General features: G+C 50.9%; 11 protein-coding genes, 1 tRNA gene and 1 other RNA gene. 9 read left to right on the top strand and 4 right to left on the bottom strand.

All coding sequences use genetic code 11. The annotated features are described in order from the left end of the window. Positions 1-434: 434 nt before the first annotated feature. The 8 genes from BLP78_RS04060 (at position 435) to rluB (ending at position 7,566) form a co-directional block, all read left to right on the top strand. Positions 435-511: transfer RNA gene (locus BLP78_RS04060), tRNA-Met, on the top strand. A gap of 733 nt (positions 512-1,244) precedes the next feature. Then, positions 1,245-1,853: a PEP-CTERM sorting domain-containing protein gene (locus BLP78_RS04065; RefSeq protein ID WP_090456771.1), complete on the top strand. Its 609-nt coding sequence runs from the start codon at positions 1,245-1,247 to the stop codon at positions 1,851-1,853. A 632-nt stretch (positions 1,854-2,485) separates the two neighbouring features. Next, entirely contained in the window at positions 2,486-3,304 is an 819-nt protein-coding gene (locus BLP78_RS04070; protein WP_090456773.1) for a methane monooxygenase/ammonia monooxygenase subunit C, read from the top strand. Positions 3,305-3,653: 349 nt separating this feature from the next. Then, positions 3,654-3,752, top strand: an RNA gene (gene ffs / locus BLP78_RS04080) — signal recognition particle sRNA small type. 125 nt (positions 3,753-3,877) lie between these two features. After that, positions 3,878-5,506, top strand: a complete 1,629-nt coding sequence (gene dnaX / locus BLP78_RS04085) for a DNA polymerase III subunit gamma/tau (RefSeq protein ID WP_090456777.1) — start codon at positions 3,878-3,880, stop codon at positions 5,504-5,506. A gap of 15 nt (positions 5,507-5,521) precedes the next feature. After that, a complete protein-coding gene (locus BLP78_RS04090) occupies positions 5,522-5,845 on the top strand; it encodes a YbaB/EbfC family nucleoid-associated protein (RefSeq protein WP_197272916.1) in 324 nt (107 codons plus the stop codon). 107 nt (positions 5,846-5,952) lie between these two features. Next, positions 5,953-6,549, top strand: coding sequence for a recombination mediator RecR (gene recR / locus BLP78_RS04095; RefSeq protein WP_090456779.1), 597 nt, complete (start codon positions 5,953-5,955; stop codon positions 6,547-6,549). A 108-nt stretch (positions 6,550-6,657) separates the two neighbouring features. Continuing rightward, the gene (gene rluB / locus BLP78_RS04100; protein ID WP_371128850.1) at positions 6,658-7,566 is read left to right on the top strand and encodes a 23S rRNA pseudouridine(2605) synthase RluB; all 909 of its coding nucleotides are present in this window, start codon (positions 6,658-6,660) and stop codon (positions 7,564-7,566) included. Positions 7,567-7,717: 151 nt separating this feature from the next. Here the strand turns inward: rluB and prmB are convergent, their stop codons facing one another. The 4 genes from prmB to dapC all read right to left on the bottom strand — a co-directional run bounded on the left by prmB (position 7,718) and on the right by dapC (position 12,162). Beyond that, positions 7,718-8,614: a 50S ribosomal protein L3 N(5)-glutamine methyltransferase gene (gene prmB / locus BLP78_RS04105; RefSeq protein ID WP_090456783.1), complete on the bottom strand. Its 897-nt coding sequence runs from the start codon at positions 8,612-8,614 to the stop codon at positions 7,718-7,720. A gap of 121 nt (positions 8,615-8,735) precedes the next feature. Then, entirely contained in the window at positions 8,736-9,869 is a 1,134-nt protein-coding gene (gene dapE / locus BLP78_RS04110) for a succinyl-diaminopimelate desuccinylase (RefSeq protein WP_090456786.1), read from the bottom strand. A 218-nt stretch (positions 9,870-10,087) separates the two neighbouring features. After that, positions 10,088-10,909, bottom strand: coding sequence for a 2,3,4,5-tetrahydropyridine-2,6-dicarboxylate N-succinyltransferase (dapD, locus tag BLP78_RS04115; RefSeq protein WP_090456788.1), 822 nt, complete (start codon positions 10,907-10,909; stop codon positions 10,088-10,090). Positions 10,910-10,917: 8 nt separating this feature from the next. Beyond that, positions 10,918-12,162 (bottom strand): succinyldiaminopimelate transaminase, encoded by a 1,245-nt coding sequence (dapC, locus tag BLP78_RS04120; RefSeq protein WP_090456790.1) that lies wholly within the window; start codon positions 12,160-12,162, stop codon positions 10,918-10,920. A 105-nt stretch (positions 12,163-12,267) separates the two neighbouring features. Here dapC and BLP78_RS04125 point away from each other — a divergent pair, with 105 nt between their 5' ends. Next, positions 12,268-13,152, top strand: coding sequence for a DMT family transporter (locus tag BLP78_RS04125; RefSeq protein WP_090456792.1), 885 nt, complete (start codon positions 12,268-12,270; stop codon positions 13,150-13,152). The last annotated feature ends 127 nt before the right edge of the window (positions 13,153-13,279 follow it).

The following is a 13,279-nucleotide window of genomic DNA, read 5'->3' on the forward strand; positions in this document are numbered from 1 at the left end:
GAATATTCAATTGGCCGACTATTTTTGTAACCTGGCTGATCGATGTTGAGTTTGGTCAATGGCAAATTCTCAGGCCTTAAACGCGCAAATTTTGCTGCTATTTTGCGTCGGTATCTGTGCGCTAACTCTCATAAGAAACAAGAAATGATTCATTTCGGAAAATATCGGCTGCAGCGAATGGAAATTTAGGGAGAAATAGCGCGCAATATAATACTGACGCGGCGCTCCGGGTTGGGCTTGAGGGTTACTGTAATTCGAGTGGCCATATTTGGACATTTTTTACCCTTAACGACATATAGGCCAAGCTTTGGTAGCTTAAGTCAAGAAAACTTTTTCGTAAAACCAGACTATCTCTGGCGGTCCCCAGTCCAAGTTTACGGAGCAATAAGATTTGACCTTGCTATGGGTAGGTTGATATAATCGTATTCCTCTGACGCGGGGTGGAGCAGTCTGGCAGCTCGTCGGGCTCATAACCCGAAGGTCGTAGGTTCAAATCCTGCCCCCGCAACCAAATCAAAGCGTTTAGCCCCAAACCCAAGCTGGGGCTTTGTGCTGTATGGCTCCCATGTGCGGAGCGATGCGGACTTCTCTGCTCAATCACTCATTGAGCAATCGCCAGAAAAGACAAACCCCGCGTATGGCGGGGCGTCGCGCCTTCTCCCAAGTTTCGGTTAAACAACCCCTTTCACGGCATCCCTAAGGAAATCGGCTGCAAAAGCGTCTGGCCGGTTCATATTTCGCCGCTTTTTCGGCCAATAGAAAATTATTGTATTGGCGTTTCCCAAAAATCTGTCTTCACCCAAGTCGTTAATTCCCGTGCGGCTTAAGCAGGTATTTTGTGGGGTGAACTATCGTGGTTTTCAGGGAGAGGTCCCGATATAGTGATAAAGAACTATGTCTCCAACTTGAGACAGCTTTAATTGTTTTAGATTCAAGCTATTGAAAATATTGGAAAAAAGTCCGTCATCAAACAACGACACAACTAATATGATTTTTTTCAAGTACCTGAGTTAAAAGAAAAAACAACGTGTTGCTTTACAACGACGAAATCCTGAGCTCCGCCTCTACGGCGAATCCTGCTCAAATCTTTGTATTTATTAACTCTTTTTTAATTGGCATGGTAGATGCTAAAGATGTAATTGACTCCCTTTCAAAATAAAGCAGCTTTGCTGGGGATTCGAATTACCACGGCTTTACATGAGAATATCCGCCATATTAATAGCTTATCATCCCAGGAGAGAAAAATGAATACAATGTCAAAAGCACTCATAGCCGCTTTGGTTCTTGGAGGTTCCATCTCTACCGCAACCGCAGGTGGCGTGATCACAAATATTATGGCCACCGACACATCCGGGGGAACGTTTGACTCAGGTGTTATTGGGGATCATACCTTGGATCTTGCCAAGACCTTCAGCAGTATCAATCCCATCTCGTTGACATTTACGGTTGCCCATGAGGATGCTACGGGGGGAAATCCCTACGCCGTGACCGAGGCGGTTACCAATAATACTGGACAGGCGTGGACAGACTTTCATTACAGTATTACCGAACCAAACCAGGGTAATGGCGTTGTATTTACTGCCCATAATCAGTCAACGTTTGGTGACTTTACGCTTGATAGTTCAAGCGGTCCACGTAATCTTAACTTTACCGGGAATTTAGCGGCCGGCGGTGTGGCCGACGCGACCTTCAACCTGAGCCCGTTCGATCCCGGTGCCGGTAACACTTCTACCTTTACTCTGACACAAGTGCCGACAGTTCCCGAACCGGAGACTTATGCCATGCTGGTAGCAGGGCTGTTGTTGATGGGTGGTATGGTAAAGCGTAGAAACAATAATAAGCTGCAAGGTTAGCCTGATTTATATCAGGTAAGTCGCATGAACAAACCCCGCCTGATCGGCGGGGTTTGTTTTTGGTGCCGGTTTTTCGGAGAATATGAGCTATATGGGCAGGAATGCTTTCTTTAGAGTCCCAGTTCAACAAGACTCGCCGGGATCATTCAAGCCAATTGTTCGTTTATCCCCATCAGTGCAACTATCGTAATATGCGCAAGACTGCAGTGAAATACCCTCGACGTAATCAGGGGGAACTAAACTGTAGAGGCTGAGTCGAACAAGGACTAGTAGATCCTTTGGGAACAGGAAGTTCTTGATTGTTTGAAACAGGAGTTTGCGAATGCTTACATCATCGTTTGAAATCATTGCTTTACAGAAGAAAGCGGATTATTCGATCGTTATAAGCAGCACGCTGCGAACTATTAAGAATTAAATTTGTCTAATTTGAACTGGTAGTTTAAATATTTTTTAAAGGAGCTTGCAATGGTTACGATGGCATCAAGCGAAACCTTGGTCGCTGCGGAAAATACCTTGGAACCATATTGAAATTTATTCAGTCCAAGCAAAACTGGTAGTTTTTGTTTTTAATTTGGACTCCCCACGTTTCTGGTCTGGAAATTCTTAATTAACTTACAAAATAGGAGTTGGTAATGTCTACAACTACGCCAGAAAAATTAGTTACACATCAAACGAAGGTGAGCAGTGCTCGCTACGATATGTCTGAGTGGTACGACTCCAAGTATTACAAAATGGGCCTTTTGCCTATACTGGGGATTGCCATTTTCTGGGTCTGGTTCCAACGCACTTATGCCTACTCGCATGGGATGGACTCGATGGAACCGGAGTTCGAGCAAATCTGGATGGGACTATGGCGTTTTCAAATGATGCTGTGGCCGGTCGTAGCGCTTGTTGTCTGGGGTTGGATATGGAAGACGCGTGATAGCGAGGCGCAACTGGCCAGCCTGACGGTGAAACAGGAAATAAAGCGCTATTTTTATTTCCTCATGTGGCTCGGCGTATATCTGTTCGCTGTTTATTTCGGGTCAAGTTTCTTCACCGAGCAAGACGCCTCATGGCATCAGGTGATCATTCGCGATACGAGCTTCACGCCCAGCCATATCCCGCTTTTTTATGGCTCATTTCCGATGTACATCATCATGGGGATAGCGACTTACCTGTACGCAAGCACGCGGTTGCCTCTCTACAACAAGGGAACTTCGTTTCCTTTGGTAATGGCTATCAGCGGACCGGTGATGAGTCTGCCGAACGTGGGTCTTAACGAGTGGGGCCATGCCTTCTGGTTCATGGAAGAGCTCTTCAGCGCGCCGTTGCATTGGGGTTTCGTAGTCTTGGCATGGGCAGCGCTGTTCGCTGGTGGTCTTGCTGTGCAGATCATCGCACGCTTTTCCAACCTTCTGGATGTGCAATGGAATAAACAAAGTAGATCCATTCTGGATAACGTTGTCTAAATCCGTACTGTAGCTTTGCGCTTTACCTCTCCGCCCTCTGCGTTTCGTAGAGGGCGGAGTTCGTTGTACCGTATAACCCGCAGATGCTGTGCCGTCAGTCTCATCAAATCCATCGTAAGGCCGCGTCCTGACTGCATATTCTCACCATGCAATGGGGGAAAATTTTTTCCGGTCTGTTCTGTCAGGCTCGTCGGCATACTTAGAATTATTTGCCCCAATGTCAATTCCCATCGGAATGCGAGCCTGGTTGGTTATTATGCCGGTAGACGCAAGACGTAACTCAGTGCACAATAGTACAATTGATGGATAGCGTAGCGTTGTGATCCTCACTATTGAATTCCAGCTTTATGGCGGGCCTCCCCGCATTGCATAGTAGTGAATCTGGTCAGGTCCGGAAGGAAGCAGCCACAGCTATTTTCTGCAAGTGCCGGGGGTTAGGCTCGCCACCATTTTTTGTTTGCACAGGTGGAGGGAACGAGCGTCAAGCCGATTTCCCTTCGCCGTGCTGTAAACAGAAAAGTCCCAAATTCTTTCCGCTCTATAACCCAGCCTAAATAGTCATCTCTCGATATCATGTCCCAGACTCAGGTTCTTGCCCGCAAATGGCGACCGAAGAACTTTTCCGAGCTGACCGGGCAGGATCACGTGGTCAGGGCGCTTACCAACGCGCTTGAGCAAAAACGCTTGCATCATGCCTATCTGTTTACAGGAACCCGAGGTATCGGCAAGACTACTATCGCACGTATTTTAGCCAAGGCTCTCAACTGCCAGACAGGCATCTCGTCGACGCCTTGCGGCGTATGTTCCGCCTGCACCGAGATTGATGGCGGGCGCTTCATCGATCTGATTGAAATGGATGCGGCCTCCAATACGCAAGTCGAAAAGATGCGCGAACTGCTGGAGAACGCACTTTACGCCCCTACGGTGGCGCGCTACAAGGTTTACATTATTGACGAAGTACACATGCTCTCCAAATCGGCTTTCAATGCCATGCTGAAGACGCTGGAAGAACCGCCGGAGCACGTCAAGTTCATACTCGCCACTACCGACCCCCAGAAGATTCCTGTAACGGTTCTGTCTCGTTGCCTGCAATTCAACCTGAAGCAGATTCCGCTGCCGCTGATCGCTGTGCATCTCAAGCATGTACTTGAGCAGGAGCATATAAGCTGCGATGAAACGTCGTTACAATTGCTTGCGCGTTCGGCGCAGGGCAGCATGCGTGACGCCTTGAGCATACTGGATCAGGCGATTGCTTTTGGCGAAGGGAAGATAGAAGAAGCCGGAGTGCGCGACATGCTCGGCGCTATTGACCAGCGCTATCTTTATGACTTGCTGGATGCTTTGTCGCAAAAAGACGGGGCAAAGATGCTGGCGATAGCCGATGCGATGGAAACCCGCAGCCTGTCGCTTGATACCGCGCTGCAGGATATAGCAACGCTGCTGCACCGTCTTGCGCTGGCGCAAATCGTGCCGTCGGCTATCGGCGAGGATGCACCGGAGCGCGAACAAATTTTCGCGCTGGCCAAAGTCTTTTTGCCGGAAGATATTCAGTTGTTTTATCAGATTGCCATAAATGGCCGTGATGACCTGAGCCGGGCACCGGATGAGTACGCCGGCTTCACCATGACGCTGATGCGAATGCTGGCTTTCATACCCGACGATATGACAGTGGCTTCAGCGGGAGGCCAGGAAAAAACTGCAGCCAAAGCTGAGGTAAAAGCCCCAAGTAGCGGCACCAGTGCGGAAACTAAACGCCCATTGCCGTCAATTACCGTCGAAACAGCGGTTATCAAGCCGGATCTTGACGTAAGCTCAAGCGCATTCAGCGATGGCTGGAGAGTGATGGTAAATCAGTTAAAGCTGAGCGGTTTGGCCAAAATGCTGGCCCAGCACTGCGAAGTGAAGAATGTTTCGCCGAATGAAATCGAATTCTGCGTGCTCGAAACGCATAAACACCTGCTTGATAAGGCTTACCAGGAAAGGATGCAAACTGCTCTGAGGGAGCACTTGGAAAAGCCGGTCCGGCTGAAGTTTTCCATAGGAACGATCACCGGCTTGACACCCGCGGAACTTGGTAATCGTGAAAAGCAGGAGAAGCAATCGCAGGCCGTTGCAGCTATCGAGTCCGACCCGTTTGTACGGGAACTGGTGGAACATTTCGATGCAAAACTGATCGTTTCTTCGATCAAACCTATTCAATAGCGGAGGTAAAAAATGATGAAAGGCGGCTTGGGCAATCTGATGAAACAGGCTCAGCAGATGCAGGAGAACATGAAAAACATGCAGGAGAAATTGGCTTCGATAGAAGTCGAAGGCCAATCCGGCGCGGGCATGGTCAAGGTAGTAATGACCTGTCGTTATGATGTGAAGCGGGTCAATATCGACAGCAGCCTCATCGGTGACGATAAGGATATGCTGGAAGACCTGATTGCTGCTGCGGTAAATGACGCTGTACGACGAGTGGAATCCACCACTCAGGAAAAAATGGCTGGTTTCACCTCCGGACTGCCACTGCCGCCGGGGATGAAGCTGCCATTTTAGCTTTATACCGAAAATACGTGACTGTGACTAACGGATTGATTAGTTATGTCGACTTACTTCCATAGGTTCTATGTTTTGTTTTCGGAGCTTTTTATCATTTCTCCTAAGTGAAAACGCCAACCAGCCTCGAGGACCTGATCGACGCCTTGCGCTGTCTTCCCGGGGTAGGCCCTCGGTCAGCACAGCGTATGGCTTATCATCTGTTGCAACGTGATCATGAGGGTGCGCGGCGCCTCGCCGGTTCGCTCGATTATGCGTTGCAACATATCAGGCATTGTGAGAAATGCAATAACTTCACAGAAGAAGTGATATGCGAATTATGCCGTTCCCAGCGGCGCGACGCCGCATTGCTATGCGTGGTCGAAATGCCTGCCGATTTGTTGATGATGGAGCAGGCGCACTGCTACAAAGGCCTGTATTTTGTACTGATGGGGAGGCTTTCGCCATTGGATGGCATCGGCCCCAAGGAGATTCATCTTGATCGGCTGTTGAGGCGGACTCAGGATGGCGTAGTGCGGGAAGTTGTGCTTGCCACCAATTTCACGGTGGAAGGAGAGGCGACCGCTCATTATATTAGCGAGTTGCTGCATAACAAAGATATGAAGGTCACACGCATTGCACGCGGGTTGCCGGTTGGCGGCGAACTGGAACACGTGGATAGCGGTACGCTGGCGCAAGCGGTGATTGAGCGTAGAGAGATCTAGTTCCGGCAAGAAAACATCCAGGATTGTTATTTCAGGTTTGACCTGGAATCCTGGTCCGAGCAGGTAAGGGCGCATTATCAGTTAATGGTTTGTGCCGAAGTGTAAGTCGTGATAGACCACAAACAGAAAGTTGAGACCAAGATGACAGCCAGGTTGCCGAAGCCGCCAAAATCGTCCAGGCCGTCGAGATCGGCGGCGCACAGCCCGCTCAGGCCGGCAAAGAAAAAAATAGCTGCGACGGTAGCGGGGGTTGAACCGATTTCTGCCTGGGTACCGCCCATCACGCAAAAACTGCATAAGTTGCTGGCACAGGCAGGGTTGGGATCAAGGCGTGAAATGGAGGAGTTGATCGCCGCCGGGCAGACCACCATCAATGGAAAGGTCGCAACTATCGGCGACCGCGCGGGACCTGAGGATATTGTTCGGGTGGGCAAGCGCGTGATTCATCTCAAGTCCCGTGAACGGTTGCCCCGAGTCATGCTTTATCACAAGCCGGAAGGGGAGATAGTCAGTCGCGACGATCCACAAGGCCGCCCATCAGTCTTCGAAAAACTGCCGCAAATGCGGTCTTCCAAATGGATAGCCATTGGCAGGCTGGATTACAACACCAGCGGGCTGCTGATCTTTACGACAGATGGCGAATTGGCTAATCGTTTGATGCATCCGCGCTTTGAAGTCGAGCGCGAGTATGCGGTGCGGATCATGGGGCGCCTGACGCCTGAAGTAACGGAACTGCTGACCACTGGCGTTGAGTTGGACGATGGTCTGGCAAAATTCGAACATTTGTCGGATCAAGGTGGAGAGGGTTCCAACCACTGGTATCGCGTGATATTGAAGGAAGGCAGGAATCGCGAAGTGCGCCGTATGTTCGAGAAAGTGGGGATGACAGTGAGCCGCCTGATGCGCGTACGTTTTGGTCCAATTAACCTGCCGCCGCGTCTGAAGCGAGGAAAATGGATCGAACTGGATGAGGTGGAGATAAAGCGTTTGCTGGAGCTGGTGGCTATCAGCCAATAAGGAAACAGTACCTCATCTCATCATTTGCGGCTCATCCGGAGTCCGCTACAAAATGTCGTAATATGGAAATATAGGAAACGTGGGCGTTGGTGATCACCCCAACTGCACTTGCGGTAGATGTAAGCCACTGTTCAACGCAACCCCAGGGAAACTATTCAGGAAGCTGGTCGCGCCTCAGAAGAAAAACAAACTCATCCCCGGCGCTGGTTTCAAGCCAGGTGAAAGGCGTCAGAGGAAAGGCCTGTTCCAGCGCTTGACGATTATGCCCGATCTCGACAATCAGAATTCCCCGATCTGTCAGGTAATCGGACGCCTGGAGCAATATTGCCCGGGTTGCTTCCAGACCATCTTCGCCGCTCGCCAGTGCGCCGCGCGGTTCATGGCGATATTCTTCGGGAAGAGATGCCATTGATTTCGCGCTGACATAAGGCGGATTGCTGATGATGAGATCGTAACGGCATCCCGCCAATGCAGCAAATAGATCAGACCGGACAAGACTGATTCTATGTTCCAGGTCATAATCCGATACGTTCTTCTGCGTAACTTGCAGCGCCTCATGTGAAATGTCCACAGCATCTATCGCGGCGTTTTCGAAAGCGTGGGCAAGCAGCACGGCAAGGCATCCCGATCCGGTACAAAGATCAAGCGCGGAATGGATGTTGGCCGGTTCTTCTATCCACGGTGCGAGTTGCTCTTGCAGCAATTCGGCAATGAAGGAGCGCGGCACGATCGCACGTTCATCCACATAAAAACTGAAATCGCCTAGCCAAGCTTCGTTAGTGAGATAAGCGGCCGGGATTTTCTCGGTTGCGCGGCGCCTGACTATGTCCAATACCTGATCCAGCTCGACTGTGGTGAGGCGAGCATCCAGAAATGGCTCCAGTTGATCGAGCGGCAAGTGCAGAGTGTGCAAAACCAGATACACCGCCTCGTCATATGCCGAGGCTGAGCCATGGCCGAAGAAAAGACCGGCGTCGTTAAAGCGGCTTACCGCGAAGCGCAGCAGGTCGCGGACGGTTTGAAGTTGGGTTTTTGCTTCACGGTACATAAATTTTATTTGATGTGATGAACGTTATCGGCTGCTACTGGTTGCAGCCCATCTTATCCATTCTTGACGGGTTTGCGATGCTCCGTCCATCCGCCGGAAGCTTACGGTTCAGGTAGGGGAATTATTTAAGCAACAAATTCTCGAGCGTCAGCCGATAAATTTGCGGCAGCTGTTTCAGGTCCTCTACTTCCACATATTCGTTGAGTTTGTGAATGGTGGCGTTACGCGGCCCCATCTCCACTACTTCCGAGCAGATGTCCGCGATGAAACGCCCGTCGGAGGTCCCACCGGAAGTGGAAAGCTGCGGCTCGATTCGTGTCAGGGTTCTGATAGCGCAGCTCACTGCTTCCACGAGGTCGCCTCTGGGGGTGAGGTAGGGCTTGCCGGAGAGCTCCCATACCAGGTGATAATCGAGGTTTTGCCGGTTCAGGATTTCATGCACCCTGGCTTTTAGCGATTCGACCGTACTGGCGGTCGAGAAACGGAAATTGAACAACAGGGTGACTTCGCCGGGAATGACGTTGGTAGCACCCGTACCGCCATTCATGTTGGAAATCTGCCAGGTAGTGGGCGGGAAATATTCGTTGCCTTCGTCCCATTGGGTCTGTGCCAGTTCCGCAATCGCGGGGGCGGCAAGGTGTATCGGATTTTTAGCCAGATGAGGATAAGCAATATGGCCTTGTATGCCTCTCACTGTCAATGTCCCAGATAGAGAACCGCGTCTGCCATTTTTGATGGTGTCGCCCAGTTTGTCCACGCAGGTGGGTTCGCCGACAATACAGTAATCGATCAGCTCATTACGGGCTTTGAGAGCCTCCACCACCCTGACGGTGCCATCGGTTGCGACCCCTTCTTCATCCGAGGTGACAAGCAATGCAATAGAACCGCCATGATTCGGGTGTTCGGCAACAAAAGCCTCAATTGCGGTAACGAATGCCGCGAGCGACCCTTTCATGTCGGCCGCGCCTCGACCGTAAAGCTTGCCATCCCGGATTTCAGGTTTGAAAGGGTCGCTTTCCCATTTGTCGAGCGGGCCAGTCGGCACCACATCAGTGTGTCCGGCGAAACACAATAGCGGAGAACCGGTTCCGCGCCGTGCCCACAAATTGTCCACTTCGCCGCAGCGTATCCTTTCAATGTTGAAGCCGATCGGTTCCAGGCGGCTGATCAGGATTTCCTGGCAACCATTATCGAATGGCGTCAGGGAACGGCGGGCGATTAGCGTCTTTGCGAGCGCGATTGTGTCATTGTGCATGGGATATTTCCTGAATAGAAACTGGCTTATGGATGCGCCGGAAATTGAGTATTACCTACTGATTTTTTACCGTTGATCGAGGCAGGCGATATGAGCGCATACAGGCGGAAGATTCAGACCGATTTCCCGTTCAACCCGAACGGCGAAATACATAATTTATTCACCGATGCGTAACATGCGTGGATTGCGCAATCGGTGTGATGAATAATTTTTCGGACCTATATTCCGCGCAGAAGCTCATTGATACCCGTTTTTGCGCGGGTTTTCGCATCTACCTGTTTAACGATGACCGCGCAATAAAGGCTGTATTTCCCATCGGCGGAGGGAAGATTACCCGAAACAACCACCGATCCCGACGGAACACGGCCATAGCTTATCTCGCCGCTTTCCCGATTATAGATCTTGGTGCTCTGGCCTATGTATACGCCCATGGAAATGACGGAATTTTCTCCGACAATCACGCCTTCGACGATTTCCGAGCGTGCACCGATAAAGCAATTATCCTCGATGATAGTCGGGTTGGCCTGCACCGGTTCAAGTACTCCGCCTATCCCCACGCCGCCGGACAGATGGACATTCTTGCCGATCTGAGCACAGGACCCAACCGTGGCCCAGGTATCGACCATTGCGCCTTCATCGACGTAAGCGCCAATATTGACATACGAAGGCATTAACACCACGTTACCGGCAATAAACGAGCCTTTTCTTACTGTCGCAGGCGGCACCACGCGAAACCCGCCATTACGGAAGTCCTTTGAACTGTAATCCGCGAACTTGGAGGGCACTTTATCGAAATAGTTGGAGAAGCCACCCTTGATGAAGCTATTGTCTTCTATGCGAAAAGAAAGCAGCACCGCTTTTTTGATCCATTGATGCGTATTCCATTCACCGTTTATTTTCTCCGCCACCCGCAGTTTGCCGCTGTCGAGCATTTCAAGTACCTGGGCAACGGATTCCTTGAGTTTGGCTTCGACATTACGTGGTGTAATCTCGGCACGGCGTTCGAATGCTTCTTCAATGGTACTTTGGAGCTGATCCATGATTTTCCTTAATCTACTTTAGATATTTTTATCGATTCAAATTTTCCGCCACGCTCGCGCTGCAAGTCGGCTACCAGCATTTTTATGCGTCCAGTTGCCGCAACGCATTCTTCCAATGAGGCGACAAGGGCGATGCGAACGAAATTTTCGCCAGGGTTGACCCCATGCGCGTATCGTCCCAGATAGCTGCCGGGTAAAACCGTTACATTATAATCGCGATAAAGCCGCCGGGCGAACTCGACATCGCTGCACGGTGTTTTCACCCATAAATAAAATGCGGCATCCGGCATGGACACCTGCAGCGTTCCTTGCAGTGATCCGGTAACCGCATCGAATTTTTCCCGATACAGGCGGCGGTTCTCGACAACATGAAACTCGTCGCTCCAGGCGGCCTCGCTCGCTGCCTGCACCGCCGGATTCATTGCACTGCCGTGGTAGGTACGATAGAGCAAAAATTTTGCCAGTAACGCGGCATCTCCCGCTACGAAACCTGAGCGCATACCCGGTACATTGGATCTTTTCGACAGACTGCTGAATATAGCCAGCCTGGGGAAGCCGGTGCGGCCAAGACGGTGGGCAGCCTCGAGCGCGCCAAGCGGTGGAGAAGCTTCATCGAAATAGATCTCGGAATAACACTCATCCGACGCAATAACGAAGCCATAACGATCGGAAAGTTCGAATAGGTGCTCCCACTCATCCATCGACATTACCCTGCCCGTAGGGTTGCCAGGGGAGCAGACATATACAAGTTGCGTGCGCGACCAGATATCGCCCGACAGTTGTGCATAGTCGAGTGCAAAATTATTTTCCGGCAGCGTATTCAGGAAATATGGGGTGGCACCCGCCAGCAAAGCCGCGCCTTCGTATATCTGATAAAACGGATTCGGACAAACTACAATGGCTTCCGGCAGCGATGGGTTGATTACCGCCTGGGCAAAAGAGAACAGCGCTTCGCGGCTCCCGTTAACCGGAATAACCTGTGTGTCGGGATCGACGGCAGGCACGTGATAACGCTTTATCAGCCAGGCGGCTATGCTTGCCCGTAGCGATCGGGTGCCTAGCGTGGTGGGGTAGAAAGCCATTCCCGCGAGATTCTCCGCCAGCGCCTGGCGAATAAAATCCGGTGTGGTATGTTTGGGCTCGCCTATGTGCAGGCTGATGGGAGAAAGAGCCGTATTTCGCTTGATTCCTTCAAACAGCTTGTTGAGCTTCTGGAAGGGGTAAGGTTGGAGGCGGTCGAGATTGGGATTCAATTTGATAGGCTGGGGCAGGCTCTGAACAACAATCTGCCACCTCTATGGTTAAGTCTATTGATCGAAGCAGGATTATAAAGGGCGGGCGTCTCGCGACCAACCAAAATGAACAAAACAAAACAAAATGATTTTCCCGTAGCGGCATTGCTCATAGGAGCAAGTATCTGGGGCCTGCTGTGGTATCCCTATCGACTGCTGGAACAAGCCAGGATAAGCGGGGCCATCGCGACCTCGGTCACTTACGCAATTGCCTTGCTGCTGGGGCTGGTTATATTTCGGAAAAGTTTGCACAGATCTCAAGTGCTCGGCGGCGAGCCGCATTTATTGTTCTGGATTGGCCTGTTTGCAGGCTGGACCAATCTCGCATACGTACTCGGTGTCATTCACGGCGAAGTCATGCGTGTCCTGCTTTTATTCTATCTCGCACCGCTATGGACTATCGTGTTCTCGCGTGTTCTGCTGAATGAAATGTTGAGTTTGCACGGCTATCTGGTTATCGCTTTTTCTTTGGCGGGTGCGATAGTCATGCTGTGGCAACCGGAAAACGGCTTCTCGTTGCCTTCCTCTTATGGTGACTGGATGGGATTATCGGCCGGCTTCATGTTTGCACTCTCGAATGTGCTGAGCCGCAAAGACCAATACCACAGTGTTCAGGTAAAATCGGTGGCGGTGTGGATCGGTGTCGCGCTGGTAGCATTCGGTTACAGCCTGTTTCTGGTTGACCTGCCCGTAATGAGCGATATTTCCACAGATACGTATCTGCTCCTGCTGGGCGTTGGATTGATCGTGTTTGCCCTGAGTTTGGTTGTGCAATACGGCCTGGCGCACACGCCCGCGAATCAGGCCATCGTAATCATGCTGTTCGAATTAGTGGTGGCGGCGATTGCAGCCTATTTCCTGACTGATGAGGCGATGACGCCCAGGGAATGGATCGGCGGGCTGATGATTATTTCGGCAAGTCTGTTTTCTGCCTCGATGAATCGGGAGTAGCTAGTTCGTTCTATCAATCTCGTACAAACCCCATAGTAAACCTAGCTTCGAAGGACAAATTATGGACTAGCGCCGCCCCAAATAAAAGATGAAGCAAAGGTTAAAACGTTGTCCTAACCACATCGGA

Origin of the sequence: Nitrosospira sp. Nsp1 (assembly GCF_900100985.1) — a bacterium.
Classification (GTDB): Bacteria; Pseudomonadota; Gammaproteobacteria; order Burkholderiales; family Nitrosomonadaceae; genus Nitrosospira.